This window comes from Caldimonas sp. KR1-144, from assembly GCF_049446155.1.
In the GTDB taxonomy this organism is placed as follows: Bacteria; Pseudomonadota; Gammaproteobacteria; order Burkholderiales; family Burkholderiaceae_C; genus Rivibacter.
On record NZ_JBMSEE010000003.1, the window covers coordinates 327,639 to 345,865 of the forward strand.

General features: G+C 71.3%; 21 protein-coding genes and 1 tRNA gene. 10 read left to right on the forward strand and 12 right to left on the reverse strand.

Annotated elements, in window-relative coordinates:
• Positions 1–72: 72 nt before the first annotated feature.
• Positions 73–996: a LysR substrate-binding domain-containing protein gene (locus ACO2TI_RS09480; RefSeq protein ID WP_423283797.1), complete on the forward strand. Its 924-nt coding sequence runs from the start codon at positions 73–75 to the stop codon at positions 994–996.
• Here ACO2TI_RS09480 and ACO2TI_RS09485 read toward each other — a convergent pair.
• Positions 986–1,822, reverse strand: a complete 837-nt coding sequence (locus tag ACO2TI_RS09485; protein WP_423283799.1) for a PPK2 family polyphosphate kinase — start codon at positions 1,820–1,822, stop codon at positions 986–988. The two genes, ACO2TI_RS09480 and ACO2TI_RS09485, sit on opposite strands and share 11 nt — an antisense overlap.
• 197 nt (positions 1,823–2,019) lie before the next feature.
• Here ACO2TI_RS09485 and ACO2TI_RS09490 point away from each other — a divergent pair, with 197 nt between their 5' ends.
• Complete coding sequence (locus ACO2TI_RS09490; RefSeq protein ID WP_423283800.1) at positions 2,020–2,625, forward strand: OmpW/AlkL family protein; 606 nt, start codon at positions 2,020–2,022, stop codon at positions 2,623–2,625.
• Here the strand turns inward: ACO2TI_RS09490 and ACO2TI_RS09495 are convergent, their stop codons facing one another.
• Positions 2,626–3,240 (reverse strand): 5-formyltetrahydrofolate cyclo-ligase, encoded by a 615-nt coding sequence (locus tag ACO2TI_RS09495; protein ID WP_423283801.1) that lies wholly within the window; start codon positions 3,238–3,240, stop codon positions 2,626–2,628. It abuts the gene before it with no gap.
• Between the two features lie 36 nt (positions 3,241–3,276).
• Here ACO2TI_RS09495 and ACO2TI_RS09500 point away from each other — a divergent pair, with 36 nt between their 5' ends.
• A complete protein-coding gene (locus ACO2TI_RS09500; protein WP_423283803.1) occupies positions 3,277–3,690 on the forward strand; it encodes a TfoX/Sxy family protein in 414 nt (137 codons plus the stop codon).
• Here the strand turns inward: ACO2TI_RS09500 and ACO2TI_RS09505 are convergent.
• The 3 genes from ACO2TI_RS09505 to ACO2TI_RS09515 all read right to left on the reverse strand — a co-directional run bounded on the left by ACO2TI_RS09505 (position 3,659) and on the right by ACO2TI_RS09515 (position 5,329).
• The gene (locus ACO2TI_RS09505) at positions 3,659–4,669 is read right to left on the reverse strand and encodes an MBL fold metallo-hydrolase (RefSeq protein ID WP_423283804.1); all 1,011 of its coding nucleotides are present in this window, start codon (positions 4,667–4,669) and stop codon (positions 3,659–3,661) included. The genes ACO2TI_RS09500 and ACO2TI_RS09505 overlap by 32 nt on opposite strands.
• A gap of 86 nt (positions 4,670–4,755) precedes the next feature.
• Positions 4,756–5,040 carry a DUF2917 domain-containing protein gene (locus tag ACO2TI_RS09510; RefSeq protein WP_423283806.1) on the reverse strand — a complete coding sequence of 95 codons (285 nt, stop codon included), beginning with the start codon at positions 5,038–5,040 and terminating at the stop codon, positions 4,756–4,758.
• 1 nt (position 5,041) lies between these two features.
• Positions 5,042–5,329 carry a hypothetical protein gene (locus ACO2TI_RS09515; protein WP_423283807.1) on the reverse strand — a complete coding sequence of 96 codons (288 nt, stop codon included), beginning with the start codon at positions 5,327–5,329 and terminating at the stop codon, positions 5,042–5,044.
• Between the two features lie 93 nt (positions 5,330–5,422).
• Here ACO2TI_RS09515 and ACO2TI_RS09520 point away from each other — a divergent pair, with 93 nt between their 5' ends.
• The 4 genes from ACO2TI_RS09520 (at position 5,423) to ACO2TI_RS09535 (ending at position 10,317) form a co-directional block, all read left to right on the forward strand.
• A complete protein-coding gene (locus ACO2TI_RS09520) occupies positions 5,423–6,472 on the forward strand; it encodes a LysR substrate-binding domain-containing protein (protein ID WP_423283809.1) in 1,050 nt (349 codons plus the stop codon).
• 13 nt (positions 6,473–6,485) lie between these two features.
• Positions 6,486–8,534, forward strand: a complete 2,049-nt coding sequence (locus ACO2TI_RS09525) for a transglycosylase SLT domain-containing protein (protein WP_423283811.1) — start codon at positions 6,486–6,488, stop codon at positions 8,532–8,534.
• Positions 8,535–8,550: 16 nt separating this feature from the next.
• Positions 8,551–9,525: a complex I NDUFA9 subunit family protein gene (locus ACO2TI_RS09530; protein ID WP_423283812.1), complete on the forward strand. Its 975-nt coding sequence runs from the start codon at positions 8,551–8,553 to the stop codon at positions 9,523–9,525.
• 108 nt (positions 9,526–9,633) lie between these two features.
• A complete protein-coding gene (locus ACO2TI_RS09535; RefSeq protein ID WP_423283814.1) occupies positions 9,634–10,317 on the forward strand; it encodes a glutathione S-transferase family protein in 684 nt (227 codons plus the stop codon).
• A gap of 22 nt (positions 10,318–10,339) precedes the next feature.
• Here ACO2TI_RS09535 and ACO2TI_RS09540 read toward each other — a convergent pair whose 3' ends face one another.
• Positions 10,340–10,723 carry a PEP-CTERM sorting domain-containing protein gene (locus ACO2TI_RS09540; RefSeq protein WP_423283816.1) on the reverse strand — a complete coding sequence of 128 codons (384 nt, stop codon included), beginning with the start codon at positions 10,721–10,723 and terminating at the stop codon, positions 10,340–10,342.
• A 153-nt stretch (positions 10,724–10,876) separates the two neighbouring features.
• Here ACO2TI_RS09540 and ACO2TI_RS09545 point away from each other — a divergent pair, with 153 nt between their 5' ends.
• The gene (locus ACO2TI_RS09545; protein WP_423283817.1) at positions 10,877–12,106 is read left to right on the forward strand and encodes a multifunctional CCA addition/repair protein; all 1,230 of its coding nucleotides are present in this window, start codon (positions 10,877–10,879) and stop codon (positions 12,104–12,106) included.
• A gap of 46 nt (positions 12,107–12,152) precedes the next feature.
• Here ACO2TI_RS09545 and ACO2TI_RS09550 read toward each other — a convergent pair.
• Positions 12,153–12,229 (reverse strand) — tRNA-Ile (locus tag ACO2TI_RS09550).
• A 33-nt stretch (positions 12,230–12,262) separates the two neighbouring features.
• A complete protein-coding gene (locus tag ACO2TI_RS09555; protein WP_423283819.1) occupies positions 12,263–12,466 on the reverse strand; it encodes a heavy-metal-associated domain-containing protein in 204 nt (67 codons plus the stop codon).
• A 148-nt stretch (positions 12,467–12,614) separates the two neighbouring features.
• Between ACO2TI_RS09555 and ACO2TI_RS09560 the strand changes: the two genes are divergently transcribed.
• Together ACO2TI_RS09560 and cueR are read left to right on the forward strand one after the other, a co-directional pair.
• Positions 12,615–15,017 (forward strand): heavy metal translocating P-type ATPase, encoded by a 2,403-nt coding sequence (locus ACO2TI_RS09560; RefSeq protein ID WP_423283821.1) that lies wholly within the window; start codon positions 12,615–12,617, stop codon positions 15,015–15,017.
• Positions 15,014–15,454: a Cu(I)-responsive transcriptional regulator gene (gene cueR / locus ACO2TI_RS09565; protein ID WP_423283823.1), complete on the forward strand. Its 441-nt coding sequence runs from the start codon at positions 15,014–15,016 to the stop codon at positions 15,452–15,454. The genes ACO2TI_RS09560 and cueR overlap by 4 nt, the downstream gene beginning before the upstream one ends.
• Positions 15,455–15,505: 51 nt before the next feature.
• Here the strand turns inward: cueR and ACO2TI_RS09570 are convergent, their stop codons facing one another.
• Genes ACO2TI_RS09570 through ACO2TI_RS09585 form a run of 4 tightly spaced genes read right to left on the reverse strand, consistent with a single transcriptional unit; the run spans position 15,506 to position 18,223 of the window.
• Positions 15,506–15,847 (reverse strand): copper-binding protein, encoded by a 342-nt coding sequence (locus ACO2TI_RS09570; RefSeq protein WP_423283825.1) that lies wholly within the window; start codon positions 15,845–15,847, stop codon positions 15,506–15,508.
• Positions 15,848–15,858: 11 nt separating this feature from the next.
• Entirely contained in the window at positions 15,859–16,314 is a 456-nt protein-coding gene (locus ACO2TI_RS09575) for a DUF411 domain-containing protein (RefSeq protein WP_423283826.1), read from the reverse strand.
• Positions 16,311–16,820, reverse strand: a complete 510-nt coding sequence (locus tag ACO2TI_RS09580; RefSeq protein WP_423283827.1) for a cupredoxin domain-containing protein — start codon at positions 16,818–16,820, stop codon at positions 16,311–16,313. Before ACO2TI_RS09580 ends, ACO2TI_RS09575 begins: the two co-directional genes overlap by 4 nt.
• A gap of 32 nt (positions 16,821–16,852) precedes the next feature.
• Complete coding sequence (locus tag ACO2TI_RS09585; protein WP_423283828.1) at positions 16,853–18,223, reverse strand: multicopper oxidase family protein; 1,371 nt, start codon at positions 18,221–18,223, stop codon at positions 16,853–16,855.
• Positions 18,224–18,227 lie beyond the last annotated feature (4 nt).

The window sequence follows — 18,227 nt, forward strand, 5'->3', positions numbered from 1 at the left end:
GGTTGCGATGCCCGGGATGATGGTGATTCAATTCGACGTTGAGTAGCCAGTCGTTTAACGACACAGTTTCAAATGAAGATTGAAAATGTCGACGAGCTGCGCGTGCTGATCGAATGCGCCCGCGGCGGCAGCCTGACCGCGGCCGCACGGGTGCTGTCGGTCACGCCGGCGGCGGCCAGCGCGCTGCTCAAGCGGCTCGAAGCCCGGCTCGGCGCGCGGCTGGTCGAGCGCAGCACGCGCGCCTTGAGCCTCACGCCGCCGGGCGAGGCCTTCCTGGGCTACGCGCAGCGCGCGCTCGACCTGCTCGACGAAGGCGCCGCGCACATCGGCGACGATGCGAGCCGCCTGCGCGGCACGATCCGCCTGACCGGCCCGAGCGACCTCACGCGCAACGTGCTGCTGCCCTGGCTCGACGAGTTCCTCGAGGCGCATCCTGGCGTGGAGTTGCAGCTGAGCGTCGGCGACCGGCTGCAGGACGTGGTGCGCGACCAGGTCGACCTCGCGATTCGCACCGGCGAGCTGGCCGATTCGCGCCTGGTGGCGCGCCAGCTCGCGCGCACGCGTCGCATCGCGGTCGCCTCGCCCGACTACCTGGCGCGCCGCGGCACGCCGCGCGAGCCGGCCGATCTGGCCGCGCACGAATGCCTGACCTACCGCATCCGCCAGCGTCGCGAGACGATCTGGCGCTTCTGGGCCGAGGGCGCAACCGAAGCCGCGCCGCTGGCCGCCGTGCGCGTGAACGGCCGGCGCAGCGTCGACGACGCCGAGATCGCGCACCGCTGGGCGCTGGCCGGGCACGGCATCCTCTACAAAGGCGAGCTCGACGTGCGCGCCAGCCTCGCGCGCGGCGCGCTGGTGCGGCTGTTCCCCGGCCTGGTCGGCGACGCGTTGCCGCTGCACGCGGTGATGCCCAGCCAGCGCTTCCTGCCGCAGCGCGTGCGCGCGCTGGTCGATCACCTGGCGGCCCGACTGGCCGCCCAAATGCTCAGGCGATGACGACCAGCGCCGGATCGAAGTCCGGCTTCGGCGGCTTGAGCTTCATGTCCTTGAGCGTTTGCCGCACCAGGCTGGCGATCATCAGGTTGCGGTTGGTCTTGCTGTCGGCGGGGATCACGTACCAGGGCGCGTGCGCGCTCGAGGTCGCGGCGATCGCGCTCTGGTAGGCGCCCTGATAGGCGGCCCACTTCGCGCGCACGGCCAGATCGCCGGGCTGGAATTTCCAGCGCTTGGCCGGGTCGTCAACGCGCGCCTGCAAGCGCTGCTTCTGCTCTTCTTTCGAGATGTGAAGGAAGCACTTCAGGACCGCGGTGCCGGTGTCGTGCAGCAGGCGCTCGAACGCGACGATGTGTGCCAGGCGCCGGTCGCGCTCGGGGCGGTCGATCCAGCCCTCGACATAGGGCACCAGCACGTCTTCGTAGTGGCTGCGGTTGAACACGACGATCTCGCCGGCGCGCGGCACCACCGCGTGCACGCGCCACAGGAAGTCATGCGCGCGCTCGACCTCGCTGGGCGCCTTGAAGGCGGCAACGCGCACGCCCAGTGGGCTGCAGCGGTTGAAGACGGAGCGCGCGGTGCCGTCCTTGCCGGAGGCATCCATGCCCTGCAGCACCAGCAGCAGCTTGCGCGTGCCGCCGGCCTGGCCGTGCGCGTAGAGCAGGTCCTGCAGGCGGTCGATGTCGATCGCCAGCTCGTCGAGCCGGGCGTCGTCGGCCTCGTGACTGCTGCCCGCGAAGGGCCGGGCGCCGGGATCGACGTCCTTGAGCCGCAGGCCGGCACGCGCGCGCTCGAGGCGCCGGTTGTTCTTGCCGTTCTTGCCGGGCATCGCGTGGCTCCTTGCGGCGCGACGGCGCCGCTGGCGCGAATGTAGCGGCGCGGCGACGCCGCCGCGACGGCTCGTTGACGTGGATCAGCACTTCGCCCGGCGCTCAGGCCGACGTTGACCTGGGGCAAGGGCGTGCACAGCCCGCCGGCCTGCAATGGCGTCTGCGGGAGCGTTCCCGCTCACCGACCGGAACCATCATGTCCACGAACAAGCAACGTCTTCTCGCCGTCCTCGTCGCCGCGGCCGGCCTCACCTCGATCGCTCCCACGGCCCAGGCCGCCGAGCCCTGGCTCGTGCGCGTGCGCGCGCTGTACCTCGATCCGGCCAACAAGGACGACATCGCCGGCGCCGACCTGTCGGTCGACAGCAAGACCTTCCCCGAGGTCGACATCAGCTACTTCTTCACGCCCAACCTGGCCGCCGAGCTGGTGCTGACCTATCCGCAAAAGCACGACTTGAGCCTCGACGGCTCGAAGATCGGCACGCTCAAGCACCTGCCGCCGACGCTGTCGCTGCAGTACCACTTCATCCCCGAAGGCAGCGTGCGGCCGTACGCGGGCATCGGTATCAACTACACGCGCTTCTCGTCGGTCGACCTGCCGGCGGGGCTGGACGTGGACCGCAACAGCTGGGGCCTGGCCATCGGCGCCGGCGTCGACATCCCGGTGGCGAAGAATCTGCTGGTCAACGTCGACGTGAAGAAGGTGCAGATCCGCACCGACGTCTCGGCCGGCGGCAGCAAGCTCGGCGAATTCAGGGTCGACCCGCTGCTGTTCAGCGTCGGCCTCGGCTTCAAGTTCTAACTACTCGTCACGCGCCCACTGCACGCCGTCTTCCGTCAGCATGACATCCAGCGGGATGTCATGCGGCTCGGCCTCGAGCCACGGAATGAAGCCGTGCGCGTAGCCGATGCCCACGGTGAAGGGGCGCGGCGACAGCGCGGCGAGCGTGCGGTCGTAGAAGCCGCCGCCGTAGCCCAGGCGCACGCCCTTCGGGCCGAAGCCGACGCAGGGCACGAGCAGCAGCGTGGGCAGCAGCAAGTCGGTGCCCTGCGGCTTGGGGATGTCGTAGGCGTCGGGCTCCATCGGGCAGCCCGGGTACCACTGGTGAAAGCGCAGCTGCCGGGTCTCGCGGTTCATCACCGGCAAGCCGATGCGCCGCGGCGGCCCGTCGCCGGTGCCGTGGCCGGAGCCCTCGGTCCAGCGGTGGAGCGCCGGCAGCGGATCGAACTCACCCTTGATCGGCCAGTAGGCGCCCACCGTCACGTCCTCGCGCGTGGCCAGCCACACGCGCAGCACGCCTTGCAGTTGCACGGCGCGCTCGAGCCGGTCGGGCAGCGCCTGGCGCTCGGCCTGCAGCACCCGGCGCAGCTGGGCCTTGTCGCGTTGGAGGTTCAGCGGATCGAAGGGCAGCGTCATGGCCGGGATTCTCGCGGCTTCGTGCATGCTTCGGCCATGCCTGCCACCCCTCCTCCTCGCGACGGCTACGTCGACTGGTGTCTCGAGCTGCTGGCCGCCGTCGGCCCGGTGCGCGCCAGGCGCATGTTCGGCGGCCACGGCCTGTACGCCGACGACGTGATGGTCGGCCTGATCGCCGACGAGCAGCTCTACATGAAGACCGATGCGCTCACGCGCGAGCGCTGGGAGGCCGCCGGCGGGCGGCCGTTCGCCTACTCGCGCGAGAACCGCGCCGCCGTGACGATGAGCTACTGGACGCCGCCCGACGACGCGATGGACTCGCCGGCCGCGATGGCGCCGTGGGCCCGGCTCGCCCTCGAGGCGGCGCTGCGCTCGCGCGCGCAGGCCAAGCCCCGAACGGCCGCGAAGAAGAAGGCGGCTACTTCGCGTCGCGCGGCACCGAATAGTTGACCGGCACGAAGCGGTAGCCCGCCCCCTCGGCGCGCAAGTGGCCGAGGCCGGGGAACGACAGATGCGCGCCGCCGACCAGGTATCCCTGCTTGGCCGCCTCGGCGAACAGCTTCTTGCGCTGCACCGCGGCCGCCGGGCTGTCGCTGTCGAACTCGATCGTCACCTGCGGCTGCGGGAACTGCACCGCGGCAACGTGCATCAGGTCGCCCCACAACAGCAGCTTGTGGCCCTGGCTCTCGACCATGAACACGCTGTGGCCGGGCGTGTGGCCGTGGTTCGCGCGCGCCTTCACGCCGGGCACGAGCTCGGTGTCGCCGTCGAAGGGCTTGAAGCGGCCCGCCGCGACATAGGGCGCAACGGCGCCGCGCGCGCCTTCGAACATGCCCTTGGCGTCCTTCGGCGCCTTCTCGTAGTTCGCGTCGCTGAGCCAGAAGTCGGCGTCGTGCTTGTCGACGCGCACCACCGCGTTCGGAAACGCCGCCTGGCCGCCCGCGGCCAGGCCGCCGACGTGGTCGGGGTGCATGTGGGTGATGTAGACCTCGTCGACCTGCTCGGGCTGGTAGCCGGCGGCCTTGAGGTTGGCGACCAGCTTGCCGAGCGTGGGGCCGAACAGCCCCGCCGCGCCGGTGTCGACCAGCACCAGCTTGCTGCCGGTGTTGATCAGGAAGCCGTTGACCGAGGTCTCGAGCGGCGACTTGAGGTAGTTGGCCGCCAGCACCTTGTTGACCTTGGCCGGCGTCGTGCGCGTGAGCAGTTGGTCGACCGGCAGGTCCACCGTGCCGTCGGACAGCGCCGTGATCTCGAACTCGCCCAGCATCATCCGGTAGAAGCCGGGCGCCTGGGTCTTTTGCTGCGGGGCCGCGGCCTGCGCCTCGGTGCAGGTCAGCGACAGCGCCGACGCGAAGGCGATCGTGGCGGCAGTCACCACGCCCAGAACGGGCCGGTACGCGGGCTTGAACGGCGAGACGATGTGCGTCATGGGCTAGGCTCCTGGTGTGCGTTGTGATGGGCGCGCACGGTAGCCCAGCGCCGCGGCCCGCGCAACGCGTGGGCCGCTTTCTGCCTTCAGCGCATCGGCGCCGCTTCCAGCACCTCGAAGCTCGCGCTCGGCCAGGCCTCGGCCACGGCCGACTCGCCGGCTTCCAGCCGCAGCGTGTCGCCGGCGCCGAGCCAGCAGTCGTCGAGCAGGTCGCTGTTGCCGCCGTTCGGATGGCGGTCGGCGGTCACCCACAGGCGGCCGCTGCGCAGGCGCAGCCAGCGTGCCCGGCTTTCGCGCGGCAGGCGCATCGCCTCGCCGCTGGACAGGCGCCACACGGGACCGTTGATCGCGATGTTGTGGATCGTGCTCATCTCAAAACTCCCCTTCTTCACGCATGACTGATTGAGGCAGCGGCGCCGCTTGAGCGGCACGCGCCACGTGCTCGACGGCCGGCGCTTCGGCGCGCGGCGGCGGCAGCGATTCGGCCGGCATGAACAACACCCAGCCCACGGCAGCCAGCACGCCGCAGCTGGTCACCACCACCAGCAGGGCCGCCGCCCAGCAGGCCGCGACAACGGCCTGCATCGACCAGCGGCGCCTGCCTAGCACGGGCTTGGGCGAGCGCCGGAACTGTTGCGCCAGAGTCATCAGAATGATCATGGTCATCGCTCCTGAATCTCGCTTGTCTGGCCTGAATCTTCAGCGGAAAATCGCACCCGGTCCAATGAGATCGGCTCAGCCCACTGATTCCTGATGAGCATCAATCCGCCCCGCCGGCGCCCCCTGTCCGTCGGGCCACTGCGTGCCTTCGAGGCGGTCGCCCGCCTGAAGAGCTTTCGCGCCGCGGCCGACGAGCTCTTTCTCACCCAGTCGGCCGTCAGCCGGCAGATCCAGGCGCTCGAAGAGGAGGTCGGCGCGCAGCTGCTCAGTCGCGGCACGCGCCACGTCGCGCTCACCGGCGCGGGCATCGCGCTGCTGCAGGCGACCGCGCCGGCGCTGGCGCGCATCGACTCCACGGTGCGCCAGATCCGCGCGGCCGGCGGGCGACGCATCGTCAACGTGACCACCTTCGCGTCGTTCGCCTCGCTGTGGCTGATCCCGCGCCTGGCCTCGTTCGAGGCGCGCCACCCGGACATCGACATCCGTTTGCTCGCCACCGACCGCCTCGAGGCGCTCGACGGCCAGCAGGTCGACCTCGCACTGCGCTACGGGCTCACCGTCGACCGGCCGCCGCAGGCGCATCGCCTGTTCGACGAGGTGATCACGCCGGCCACTTCGCCCCAGCTCGCCGAGCGCGCGCGCCGCGGCGAACTGCCGCCGTTGCGCTCGGCCGCCGACCTGGTGCACCACACGCTGCTCGAGGAGGACGACGTGCGCCCGAGCGCGCGCTACCTGAGCTGGCGCCACTGGCTGGCGCAGTTCGGCGAGCCCGAGCTCGAGCCGCGCCGCTGGCTCTACCTGAACTTCACGCACCAGCAGATCCAGGCCGCGATCGACGGCCAAGGCGTCGCGCTCGCGCGCATCGCGCTGATCTGCCACACGCTCGAGCGCGGCGAGCTGGTCGAGCCCTTCGGCCCCGCGGGCCGCCTGCTCAGCCCCTGCGCCTACTGGATGCAGGTGGCCGAAGCCGCCAAGGCGCGTCCCGAGGTGCAGGCCTTCGTTCAGTGGGTCGCCGAACAGGCCGAGCTGACCGGCGACACCATCGGCGCCAGCCGGCCCGACACGTCTTCGGGGGGCGGCGATGCGTCGCCCCTCGGCTACATTGAAACCGATGCCGCGGCCGCGATGCCGCAGCGTGCTTGAACCGGATCCCTGGATGAATCGCAGTACACCGCGCCGCGCCCGCCTGACCGGCCTGGCGGCTTCGCTCGCCATCGGCCTCGGCGTCGGGCTGACGCTCGGCACCGTCGCACCCGAAACCAAGGCCCAGAACAGCACGGCCGCGCCGCCCGGCAGCGAGAGCGTGATCGACGCGCGCGACGCACTGCGGCGCCGCGACCGCGCCCGCCTCGCGTCGGCCAAGGCGGCCACCGCCAACCACCCGCTCGCACCCTGGGTCGACTACTGGGAGCTCGGCAACCGGCTGAGCGAAGCCAGCCAGTCCGATCTCGACGCGTTCTATGCGCGCTGGCCCGCCAGCTACGTCGAGGACCGGCTGCGCAACGACTGGCTGCTCGAGCTCGGCAAGCGCCGCGACTGGGCCAACCTGCGCGTCGAGTTCCCGCGCTTTCGCATGAACGACGACCGCGAGGTCACCTGCTACTGGCTGCTCGCGCGCCACCTCGACGGCGAGGACGTCGCGCGCGACGCCCGCGAGGCCTGGCAGGCGCAGCGCGAGGCCGACGACGGCTGCGCGCTGCTGGCCACCACGCTGCGCGAAGCCGGCAAGCTGAGCGATGCCGAGGTCTGGCGCAAGGCCCGCCTGGCCACCGAGAACAACCGCCGCGCGGCCGCGCGCCAGGTTGCGCAGCTGATCGACGACGACGCCTCGGCGGCGGTCAACGAGCTGTTCGACAACCCGCAGCGCTACCTCGCGCGCAAGGCCAACACACGCGGACGCAAGGCGCAGGAGCTCACCGCGCTGGCGCTGATCCGCCTGGCCGCGAACGATCCGCCGGCGGCGGCCGAGGCCTTGCAGCAGCGCTGGCAGGACGGCCTGGCGCCGGCGACGCGCACCTGGGTCTGGGCCAGCATCGGCAAGCAGACGGCCATCAAGCTCGACACCGAGGCCTCGCAGCACTTCCAGCGCGCCGCGCTGGCCGCGCGCGACGACACCGTCGAGCTGCCCGACGAGACGCTGGCCTGGTCGGTGCGCGCCGCCTTGCGCGCCAACAACGGCGCCGGCCGCTGGCAGCAGGTGGTGCAGGCCATCAACGCGATGAGCGCCAACGAGCAGCGCGACCCGACCTGGGTCTACTGGAAGGCGCGCGCACTGCAGGCGCTGGCGGCCGACAGCCAGGACGGCGCCGCGATGCTCGAGGAGTCGCGCACGCTGATGCGCCAGATCGCGAGCCCGCTTCACTTCTACGGCAAGCTCGCGCTCGAATCGCTCGGCGAACCGCTGGTGTTGCCGCCGCGGCCTGCGCCGCTCACCGAGGCCGAGCGCAGCGCCGCCGCGGCCAATCCGGGCCTGCAGCGAGCGCTGCTGCTGATCGCCATCGGCCTGCGCAGCGAGGGCGTGCGCGAATGGAACTTCACGCTGCGCGGCATGGACGACCGCCAGCTGCTGGCCGCCGCGCAGCTGGCCTGCCAGCGCGAAGTCTGGGACCGCTGCATCAACACCAGCGAGCGCACCAAGGACGAGGTCGACGTCGCGCAGCGCTTCCCGATGCCGTTTCGCGACGAGGTCCTGGCCAGCGCGCGCAGCACCGGCATCGACCCGGCCTACGTCTACGGCCTGATCCGCCAGGAGTCGCGCTTCATCCTCGACGCGCGCTCGGGCGTCGGCGCCTCGGGCCTGATGCAGGTGATGCCGGCCACCGCACGCTGGACGGCCAAGAAGCTCGGCATCAGCTACAGCCAGGACCGCATCACCGAACGCGACACCAACCTGCGCATCGGCACCGGCTACCTGAAGCTGGTGCTCGACAGCTTCGAAGGCTCGCAGGCGCTCGCCGCCGCGGCCTACAACGCCGGCCCGAACCGCCCGCGCCGCTGGCGCGAGGGACCGGTGGTCGACGCCGCGGCCTGGGCGGAGAACATCCCATTCAACGAGACACGCGACTACGTCAAGAAGGTGCTGTCCAATGCCACCGACTACGCCGCGCTGATCAGCGGCCAGCCGCAGTCGCTGCGCGCCCGCCTGGGCCAGCGCATCGGCCCGAGCGACACGCCGCTGCCGGCCGCCGACAAGGAATTGCCCTGAACCGAAAGGCCCGACCATGCCCGCGCCCACCGACGTGCTGATCCTTGGCGGCACCGGCTTCGTCGGCCGTGCGCTCGTCGCGCGCCTGGTCTCGCGCCACTTCGGCGGCGGCGGCGAGATCACGGTGCCGAGCCGCCGGCCGGCTCGCGCCAAGGCGCTGACCAGCCTGCCGACCGTCGAGCTGGTGCAAGCCGACGTGCACGACGAGGCCACGCTCGCGCGCCTGGTCGCCGGCCGCGACGCGGTGGTCAACCTGGTCGCGATCCTGCATGGCAGCCAGGCGCAGTTCACGCACGTCCATGTCGATCTGCCGCGCAAGCTCGCCGCCGCCTGCCGGCGCGCCGGCGTGCGCCGGCTGCTGCACGTCAGCGCCCTGGGCGTGCCCGACGCCGGCCTGGCCGCGCCGTCGCGCTACCTGCGCAGCAAGACCGCCGGGGAGGCGGTGCTGCGCGAGGCCGGGCTCGACCTGACGCTGCTGCGGCCGTCGGTGATCTTTGGCGAGGACGATCGCTTCCTGAACCTGTTCGCGCGCCTGCAGGCGCTGTTGCCGGTGATGCCGCTGGCCGGCGCGGATGCGCGCTTCCAGCCGGTGTGGGTCGAAGACGTCGCGCAGGCCATCGCCGTGTGCCTCGACGATCCGTCGACGATCGGCCAGACGCTCGAGCTCGCCGGCCCGCATGTCTACACGCTGAGCGAGCTGGCGCGCCTGGCTGGCCGCTGGAGCGGCCACGAGCGAGCGGTGCTGCCGCTGCCCGACGCGCTCGCGCGCCTGCAGGCGGGCCTGCTCGCGCTGCTGCCCGGCGAGCCGCTGATGTCGACCGACAACCTCGACTCGATGCGCGTGCCCAACGTCGCGAGCGGCCGCTGGCCCGGACTCGCGCGGCTGGGCATCACGCCCACGCCGCTCGAAGCGGTGGCGCCGGCGTGGCTGGGACGGCGCTCGCCCGAGGCCCGGCTCGACGTGCTGCGCGAAGCCGCGCGGCGCGACTGAAGCCGGCGCGATTCTTCCGGCGCATCGCTGCGATGCGCGATCGGCAACCCGCGCGAGCGCCGTGGCGCCTAGCATCGAGGTCGTTCACACCACCTCGCGACCGATCCCATGAAGCTCGTCATCGGCAACAAGAACTACTCGTCCTGGTCCATGCGTCCCTGGGTGCTGATGCGCCAGGCCGGCATTCCCTTCGAGGAGTTGAAGCTGAGCTTCGCCCACGGCCTCGACACCGACGGCCCGTTCAAGCGCGAGCTGGCGCGCTACAGCGGCGCCGGCCGCGTGCCGGTGCTGCTGCTCGACAACGGCCATGCGGTGTGGGACACGCTGGCGATCGCCGAGACGCTGGCCGAGCTGTTTGCGCACAAGCAGCTGTGGCCGGCCGATCCGCGCTCGCGCGCGCTGGCGCGCAGCGCCTGCGCCGAGATGCACTCGGGCTTCGTCGACCTGCGCACGCACTTCCCGATGAACATCGAGGCCTCGCTGCCCGAGGTCGGGCCGCGCGTGATGGCCGAGAACGCGGGCGTGCGCGCCGACGTCGCGCGGCTGGTGTCGCTGTGGGGCGAGCTGCTGGTGCGTTCGGGCGGCCCGCTGCTGTTCGGCACGTTCACGATCGCCGATGCCTACTTCGCGCCGGTGTGCATGCGGGTGCGCACCTACGGCATCGCGCTGCCGCCGGCGTTGGAGGCCTACGTGGACCGCGTGCTCGCACTGCCCGGCGTCGCGGCCTGGCGCGCCGACGCGCTGGCCGAGAACGAGTTCGTCGAGTTCGACGAGCCCTACCGCACGCGCTGAGCCGCGTGCGGCGGGCGCGGCCTCACTCGTGGCCGCGCCGGTGCGCGACGAAACCCACCGCCAGCAGGCCGGCGAGCAGCAGCAAATAGGTGCTGGGCTCCGGCACGAGCGCGAACGCAACGGCATCACGCTCGTGCTTGCTGTCTGCCGCATGGGGCTGCTGTGCCTCGTCGGCCGCCAGCAGCACGGCACCGCGCACCGGCTGGGGCCGGGTCGCGGCGTCGGAGCGCAGCGCGATCAAGCCAACCTGTCCGGCCGCACTGCCGGCGCCGTCGCCTGCACTCAGGCGCTCGAAACTCGGCGTCATCCAGGCCGAGGCATCGACGGTGTTGTCCTGCGCCTGCGCGAGCGATGCGCAGGACAGCAGCGAACACAGGACCAGGCGACGAAACAGCGGCAACGACATGAGGACTCCAATGGACCGTTCGCGTCACCACCATCTGCGCGGCATTGGGCGAATCGATCGACCTGGAGGTTGTACCCATGCAGCGTGACGCGCGGTATCCCCGGCCCGCGTGCGCCATACCCCCGAGCCGCGGGGCATCCCTAAACTGCGGGCATGGAACTCTTCGAGGTCGGCGGCGCAATTCGTGACGAATTGCTCGGATTGACGGTCAACGACCGCGATTGGGTCGCCGTAGGCGCGACGCCCGAGCAGCTGATCGCCGCCGGCTTCACGCCCGTCGGGCGCGACTTCCCGGTCTTCCTGCACCCGGTCACGCGCGAGGAAGTGGCGCTGGCGCGCACCGAGCGCAAGAGCGGACGCGGCTACCACGGCTTCCTGTTCCACGCCGCGCCCGACGTGACGCTAGAGCAGGACCTCGCACGCCGCGACCTCACGATCAACGCGATGGCGCGCGGCGCCGACGGCCGCCTGGTCGACCCCTTCGGCGGACGGCGCGACCTCGAGGCGCGCGTGCTGCGCCACGTCTCGCCCGCCTTTGCCGAGGACCCGGTGCGCATCCTGCGCGTCGCGCGCTTCGCGGCGCGCTTCACCGAGTTCCACGTCGCGCCGGAGACGCTGGCGCTGATGCGCCGCATGGTGGCCGACGGCGAGGCCGACGCGCTGGTGGCCGAGCGGGTGTGGCAGGAGATCGCGCGCGGGCTGATGGAGGCCCGGCCCTCGCGCATGTTCGAGTTGCTGCGCGACTGCGGCGCGCTTGCGCGCCTGCTGCCCGAGGTCGATCGCCTGTGGGGCGTGCCGCAGCGGGCCGACTACCACCCCGAGATCGACACCGGCGTGCACCTGATGATGGTGCTCGACATGAGCGCGCGGCTGAACGCCTCGCTCGCGGTGCGCTACGCCTGCCTGGGCCATGACCTCGGCAAGGGCACGACGCCCGCCGACGTGCTGCCGCGCCACCTGGGTCACGAAGGCCGCAGCGTCGAGCTGCTGCGCGAGCTGAGCGAGCGCCTGCGCGTGCCCAACGACTGCCGCGAGCTGGCCGAGGTGGTCGCGCGCGAGCACGGCAACGTGCACCGCAGCGAGGAACTGGGCGCCGCCGCGCTGCTGCGGCTGCTCGAGCGCTGCGACGCACTGCGCAAGCCGCAACGCTTCGAGGACGTTCTGCTGGCCTGCGAGTGCGACGCACGCGGGCGGCTCGGGCACGAGGACGACGTCTATGCGCAGGCCGCGCGCCTGCGCACGGCGCTCGCGGCCGCGCTGTCAGTGGACACCGCGTTGATTGCCCGGCAGGCGCAGGAGCAAGGCGCCAGCGGGCCGCGCATCGGCGAGGCGATCCACGCGGCGCGCGGGCGCGCGGTCGCGCAGTCGCTGGAAGCCGCTTGAGCGGCCTTTGGTGGTGCGCTGTTGAACCGGCGGGGCACCTCAGCCCTGGTAGGCCGGGTGGGATTCGAACCCACTGTCCTTCGGTTATGAGCCGAGCGCTTATACCCTTTAAGCTTCCGGCCCCGCGCCAGGGATTCTAGGCGGCGGCTCTCGCCGTCAGCCGATGGGCACCGGCGTGTAGCCCGCCTCGGCGATGGCCTCGCGCAGCGCCTGCGCATCGGCTTGCGAAGGCTCGATCGTCACGCGGTGCGACGCGAGGTCGATGGCGACCTGGGCGTTCGCGTCGGCGGTCTTGACGGCCTTGGTGATGGTGCTGGCGCAGTGGCCGCAGGTCATGTCGTCGACTTGGAAGGCAATCATCGGGAATCTCCGCGGTGGGATCGTCGCATGCATGTTGAAGCTTGCCACCATGGGCAGGTCAAGCGAGCCACCGCAAGACCCTTGCGCTGCATCAGATGGCGCGCAGTTCGCTTGACCCTGACATCGTGGGAAGCTTGATGATCGCAGCATGGACACCACGATCGCCCGCCCCTTCGACCTGACCGTGCCCGTCGAGGGCATGACCTGTGCCTCGTGCGTTCTGCGCGTCGAGAAGGCGCTGCGCGCCGTTCCCGGCGTCAGCGACGCGAGCGTGAACCTGGCGACCGAGGAAGCCACCGTGCGCGGCGCCGGCGCGATCGACGCGCAGTCCGTGGCCGCGGCGATCCGCAAGGCCGGCTACGCGGTGCCGACGCGCACGCTCGAGCTGCAGATCGAGGGCATGACCTGCGCGTCCTGCGTGTCGCGCGTCGAGAAGGCGCTGAACAAGGTTCCCGGCGTCTCGCAGGCGGCGGTGAACCTGGCGACCGAGAAGGCGAGCGTCACCGCGCTTGCCGGCGTCGAGCTGGCGGACCTGATCGCCGCGGTCGAGAAGGCCGGCTATGGCGCGCGAGCGGCGCAGGCGCCGGCGCCCGTGGCGCATGGATGGCCGGCCTGGTGGCCGGTGCTCGCCAGCGCAGCCCTGACGCTGCCGCTGGTTGCGCCGATGCTGCTGCAGCTGTTCGGCATCGACTGGATGCCCGGCGGCTGGTTGCAGCTCGCGCTCGCGACGCCGGTGCAGTTCGTGTTCGGCGCGCGCTTCTACGTCGCCGGCTGGAAGGCCGTGAAGGCCGGCACCGGCAACATGGACCTGCTGATCGCGCTAGGGACCTCGGCGGCCTACGGGCTGTCGCTTTACCTGCTCGTCGAGCATGCCGAGCACGGCATGCCGCACCTGTACTTCGAGGCCTCGGCGGCGGTGATCACGCTGGTGCTGCTGGGCAAGTGGCTGGAGCATCGCGCCAAGCGCCAGACGGCCGATGCGATCCGCTCGCTCAATGCGCTGCGCCCGGCCACCGCGCGCGTGCGGCGCGACGGCGTCGAGACCGAGCTGCCGATCGAGCAGGTGCGCGTGGACGACCTCGTCGTCGTGCGCCCCGGCGAACGCATCGCGGTCGACGGCCAGGTCGTCGAAGGCGCGAGCCATGTCGACGAGTCGCTGATCACCGGCGAGAGCCTGCCGGTCGCCAAGCACGAAGGCGACCTGGCCACCGGCGGCTCGATCAACGCCGAAGGCCTGCTCGTCGTGCGCACCACGGCGATCGGCGCCGAGACCCTGCTTTCGCGCGTGATCCGCATGGTCGAGTCGGCGCAGGCGGCCAAGGCGCCGATCCAGCGCGTGGTCGACCGCGTCAGCGCGGTCTTCGTGCCGGTGGTGCTGGGCATCGCGGCGCTCACCTTCGCGGCCTGGTTCGGCATCAGCGGCGACTGGGAGCGCTCGCTGGTCAACGCGGTCGCGGTGCTGGTGATCGCCTGCCCCTGCGCGCTCGGCCTCGCGACGCCCACCGCGATCATGGTCGGCACCGGCGTCGCCGCGCGGCGCGGCATCCTGATCAAGGACGCCGAGGCGCTCGAGGTCGCGCATGCGGTGACCACCGTGGTGTTCGACAAGACCGGCACGCTCACCGAGGGCAAGCCCTCGCTGGTGGCGGCCGAGCCGGCCGAAGGCGTCGCGCGCGACGAGCTGCTGCGCCTGGCGGCCGGGCTGCAGCAGACCAGCGAGCACCCGCTCGCGCGTGCGGTGATGGCGAGCGTGCAGCAGGCCGGCCTGGCCGTGCCTGCAGCGCGCGACGCGCGCGCGCTGCCGGGCCGCGGCCTCGAGGCCGTCGTCGACGACCGCCTGCTCGTGCTGGGCAGCAAGCGCCTGCTGGCCGAGCTGGCCGTCGACGCCGGCGCGCTCGCCGCGCGTGCGCAAGCGCTCGAGGCCGAGGGCCGCACCGTCTCGTGGCTGATCGAGCGCGGCGCGGCGCCGCGGCTCGTCGGCCTGCTCGCGTTCGGCGACACGGTCAAGCCCTTGGCGCGCGAGGCCGTCGCGCGGCTGCGCGAGCTGGGCATCCGCACCGTGATGCTGACCGGCGACAACCACGGCGCCGCCGCGGCGGTCGCGCGCGAGCTGGGCCTGGACGATTTCCGCGCCGAGGTCCTGCCGGCCGACAAAGCCGCCGAGGTGAGCTCGCTGCGCCAGCGCGGCGAGATCGTCGCGATGGTCGGCGACGGCATCAACGACGCGCCCGCGCTGGCCGCCGCGCAGGTCGGCATCGCGATGTCGACCGGCACCGACGTCGCGATGGAGACCGCTGGCATCACGCTGATGCGCGGCGAGCCGCGCCTGGTGCCCGACGCGCTCGACGTCTCGCGCCGTACCTACGGCAAGATCAAGCAGGGCCTGTTCTGGGCCTTCGCCTACAACGTGCTCGGCATCCCGCTGGCCGCCATGGGCCTGCTCAACCCGGTGATCGCCGGCGCCGCGATGGCCTTCAGCAGCTTCAGCGTCGTCACCAACGCGCTGCTGCTGCGGCGCTGGCGCCCCTCGTCGACGGAGACCACACGATGAACATCGGACAAGCCGCCGAGGCCTCGGGCGTCTCGGCCAAGATGATCCGCCACTACGAAAGCGTCGAGCTGCTGCCGCCCGCGCAGCGCAGCGATGCCGGCTACCGGCAGTACGGCGAGCGCGACGTGCACACGCTGCGCTTCATCCGCCGCTCGCGCGACCTCGGCTTCTCGATCGACGAGATCCGCGACCTGTTGAGCCTGTGGCAGGACCGCGAACGCTCCAGCCGCCAGGTCAAGGCGCTGGCCCAATCGCACATCGACGAGCTCGATCGCAAGGTGCGCGAGCTGCTCGAGATGAAGGCCACGCTCGAGACCCTGGTGCACTGCTGCCGCGGCGACGACCGGCCCGACTGCCCGATCATCGAGGAGCTGGCGCGCGACGCGCCGGTGCCGTCCAAGGGATCGCGCCGCCTGCACGGCAGCCGGCTTGCTTGACGACAAGCGTGCGCGCAACGATGGCCGCTCGTGCCGCGGAGCCCGACGGCCTCACGGCGCCGGCTGGATGGCCGTCACGACGTACGCACCGTTGACCTTCTCGGCGGTGAACCTGACCTTGTCGCCCACGTTCAGGGCGTCGAGCAGCTTCGGGTCGGCGACCTTGAACACCATCGTCATGGCCGGCATGCCGAGGTTCTGCAGCGGTCCATGGCGCAAGGTCAGCTTGCCCTGCTCCTTGTCCAGCTTGCGCACTTCGCCGTCGCTCTGAGGCGTCGGCGCCGCGCTTGCAGGGTGGTGTGCCGCGAGATCCGCGGCGCCGGGCGCCGTCTGCGCGGCAGCGGCAAACGCGGCCGTCGCGGCGGCGAGTGCGAGGAGGGGGACGAACCTCATGCGTGGCTCCTTCAACGTTTCGGGTAGGTGGCAAACACGGTCGAGCGGCCGTTCCTGCCGACGAGCAGGACGTCGTACGGGTCCTGGCGCGTTCCGACTTCCATGCCGGGAGACCCGACCGGCATGCCCGGCACCGCGAGGCCGATCGCGTCGGGCCGTGTCGCGAGCAGTCGCTTGACCTCGGCCGCCGGCACATGCCCTTCGAGCACGTAGCCGGCGACGCTGGCCGTGTGGCAGCTGCCGAAGGCATCGGGCATGCCCAGGCGCTTGCGGGCCGCAGTCGTGTCGTCCACGACCGTCACCTTCACGGTGAAGCCGGCGCCCCTCAGATGCTCGACCCAGGCGGCGCAGCATTCGCAATAGGCGCTCTTGAAGACATGGATCGCCGGCCGCTCGGCCCGCGCGAGCGCGGGCACGCCGGCGGCACCCGTCGCGGCGATCAGCGCCAGAAGGCTGCGGCGCTTCATTTGACCGTCACCTTGCCGACCATGCCGGCTTCGAAGTGCCCGGGAATCAGGCAGGCGAACTGGAACACGCCCGCCTTCGTGAACTGCCAGACGATCTCGCCGCTTTGTCCCGGCTTCACGTGCGTCATGTGCGGTTCGTCGTGCTCCATGCCGGGGAACGTCTTCATGAACTCGGCGTGCTTCTTGAGCTCTTCGGGCGTGCCCAGCACCATCTCGTGGAGCACCTGGCCCTTGTTGGCCGCGACGAGCCTGACGGTCTCGCCGCGCTTGACCTGGATCTCGGCCGGGGTGAAGCGCATCGTGTCGGCCATGTCGACACGGATGGTGCGCACCGCCTTTGCCGGATTTCCCTCGCGGCCGAAGGGCGTGTCCTCGACCTGGCCCGCGTCGAACTTGCGCGGCTTCGCGGGATGCGATGCGTCGCCATGGGCGCTGGCGCCGGTGGATGCGATGGCGGCCGCTGCGGCCAGGGCAGCGACGCCGAAAGTCTGGAGGGTCATGTTCATGCCGGGTCCTGTGTCGAGGGTCCTGTGTCGATTCAGTGGCCGGAGTGGCCGCCGTGCGGCTTGCGCACGGTGAGCGTCTTGTCGTCCGCCTCGATCGAGGCGGCGCGCGCGGGCTGCCGCAAGTCCCCCTTGAACTCGTAGGCGACGCTGCCTTGGGGGTGCCGGTACCAGCCCGGGTCCTTGTAGTCGCCGGGCTTCACGTCGTCGCGCACCTTGACGACGCTGAACATGCCGCCCATCTCGAGCGGACCGAAGGGGCCCGTGCCGGTCATCATCGGCAGCGTGTTGTCGGGCAGCGGCATCTCCATCGAGCCCATGTCGGCCATGCCCTTGTCGCCCATCACCATGTAGTCGGGCACGAGCCGCGTGATGCGCTCGGCCACGCCGCGGTGGTCCACGCCGATCATGTTGGGCACGTCGTGGCCCATCGCGTTCATCGTGTGGTGCGACTTGTGGCAGTGGATCGCCCAGTCGCCGGCCATCGCCTCGAACTCGAACGCGCGCATCTGGCCGACCGCGACATCGGTCGTCACCTCCGGCCAGCGCGCGGAGGGCGGCACCCAGCCGCCGTCGGTGCCGGTGACGACGAAGTGCGGCCCGTGCATGTGGATCGGGTGGTTCGTCATCGTCAGGTTGCCGACGCGCACGCGCACCTTGTCGCCGGTGCGGGCCACCAGCGGATCAATGCCCGGGAAGACGCGGCTGTTCCAGGTCCAGAGATTGAAGTCGGTCATCTCGGCCGTGCGCGGCGTCGCGCTGCCGGGCTCGATGTCGTAGGACGCGAGCAGGAAGACGAAGTCGCGGTCCACGCGCATCTGGCGCGCATCCTTGGGATGGATGATGAACATGCCCATCATCCCCATCGCCATCTGCGTCATCTCGTCGGCGTGCGGGTGGTACATGTGGGTGCCCGAACGCAGCAGCGTGAACTCGTAGACGAAGGTCTTGCCGGGCGGGATGTGCGGCTGGGTCATGCCGCCCACGCCGTCCATGCCCGAAGGCACGAGCACGCCGTGCCAGTGCACCGTGGTGTGCTCGGGCAGCTTGTTGGTGACGAAGATGCGCACCCGGTCGCCCTCGACCGCTTCGATCGTCGGGCCCGGGCTCGAGCCGTTGTAGCCCCAGAGGTTGGCCTTCATGCCGGGCGCCATCTCCCGCACCACCGGTTCGGCGACGAGATGGAACTCCTTGACGCCGTTGTTCATGCGCCAGGGCAGCGACCAGCCGTTGAGCGTGGCCACGGGGTTGTAGGGGCGACCCGTCGTGGGGACGAGCGGCGGCGCCATCGTCGGCGAGCTCTGGATCACAGCTTCCGGCAGGGAAGCGGCGCCCACGCGGCTCACGGCCGTGGCCCCCAGCGCCACGGCGCCGGCGGCCTTGAAGAAATTGCGTCGGTTGGACATGGCG

What these genes read in the sequence shown, in the direction of transcription:
- ACO2TI_RS09480 (WP_423283797.1), top strand. Translation starts at nt 73, where the DNA reads ATGAAGATTGAAAATGTCGACGAGCTGCGCGTGCTGATCGAATGCGCC.
- ACO2TI_RS09485 (WP_423283799.1), bottom strand. Translation starts at nt 1,822, where the DNA reads ATGCCCGGCAAGAACGGCAAGAACAACCGGCGCCTCGAGCGCGCGCGT.
- ACO2TI_RS09490 (WP_423283800.1), top strand. Translation starts at nt 2,020, where the DNA reads ATGTCCACGAACAAGCAACGTCTTCTCGCCGTCCTCGTCGCCGCGGCC.
- ACO2TI_RS09495 (WP_423283801.1), bottom strand. Translation starts at nt 3,240, where the DNA reads ATGACGCTGCCCTTCGATCCGCTGAACCTCCAACGCGACAAGGCCCAG.
- ACO2TI_RS09500 (WP_423283803.1), top strand. Translation starts at nt 3,277, where the DNA reads ATGCCTGCCACCCCTCCTCCTCGCGACGGCTACGTCGACTGGTGTCTC.
- ACO2TI_RS09505 (WP_423283804.1), bottom strand. Translation starts at nt 4,669, where the DNA reads ATGACGCACATCGTCTCGCCGTTCAAGCCCGCGTACCGGCCCGTTCTG.
- ACO2TI_RS09510 (WP_423283806.1), bottom strand. Translation starts at nt 5,040, where the DNA reads ATGAGCACGATCCACAACATCGCGATCAACGGTCCCGTGTGGCGCCTG.
- ACO2TI_RS09515 (WP_423283807.1), bottom strand. Translation starts at nt 5,329, where the DNA reads ATGATCATTCTGATGACTCTGGCGCAACAGTTCCGGCGCTCGCCCAAG.
- ACO2TI_RS09520 (WP_423283809.1), top strand. Translation starts at nt 5,423, where the DNA reads ATGAGCATCAATCCGCCCCGCCGGCGCCCCCTGTCCGTCGGGCCACTG.
- ACO2TI_RS09525 (WP_423283811.1), top strand. Translation starts at nt 6,486, where the DNA reads ATGAATCGCAGTACACCGCGCCGCGCCCGCCTGACCGGCCTGGCGGCT.
- ACO2TI_RS09530 (WP_423283812.1), top strand. Translation starts at nt 8,551, where the DNA reads ATGCCCGCGCCCACCGACGTGCTGATCCTTGGCGGCACCGGCTTCGTC.
- ACO2TI_RS09535 (WP_423283814.1), top strand. Translation starts at nt 9,634, where the DNA reads ATGAAGCTCGTCATCGGCAACAAGAACTACTCGTCCTGGTCCATGCGT.
- ACO2TI_RS09540 (WP_423283816.1), bottom strand. Translation starts at nt 10,723, where the DNA reads ATGTCGTTGCCGCTGTTTCGTCGCCTGGTCCTGTGTTCGCTGCTGTCC.
- ACO2TI_RS09545 (WP_423283817.1), top strand. Translation starts at nt 10,877, where the DNA reads ATGGAACTCTTCGAGGTCGGCGGCGCAATTCGTGACGAATTGCTCGGA.
- ACO2TI_RS09555 (WP_423283819.1), bottom strand. Translation starts at nt 12,466, where the DNA reads ATGATTGCCTTCCAAGTCGACGACATGACCTGCGGCCACTGCGCCAGC.
- ACO2TI_RS09560 (WP_423283821.1), top strand. Translation starts at nt 12,615, where the DNA reads ATGGACACCACGATCGCCCGCCCCTTCGACCTGACCGTGCCCGTCGAG.
- cueR (WP_423283823.1), top strand. Translation starts at nt 15,014, where the DNA reads ATGAACATCGGACAAGCCGCCGAGGCCTCGGGCGTCTCGGCCAAGATG.
- ACO2TI_RS09570 (WP_423283825.1), bottom strand. Translation starts at nt 15,847, where the DNA reads ATGAGGTTCGTCCCCCTCCTCGCACTCGCCGCCGCGACGGCCGCGTTT.
- ACO2TI_RS09575 (WP_423283826.1), bottom strand. Translation starts at nt 16,314, where the DNA reads ATGAAGCGCCGCAGCCTTCTGGCGCTGATCGCCGCGACGGGTGCCGCC.
- ACO2TI_RS09580 (WP_423283827.1), bottom strand. Translation starts at nt 16,820, where the DNA reads ATGAACATGACCCTCCAGACTTTCGGCGTCGCTGCCCTGGCCGCAGCG.
- ACO2TI_RS09585 (WP_423283828.1), bottom strand. Translation starts at nt 18,223, where the DNA reads ATGTCCAACCGACGCAATTTCTTCAAGGCCGCCGGCGCCGTGGCGCTG.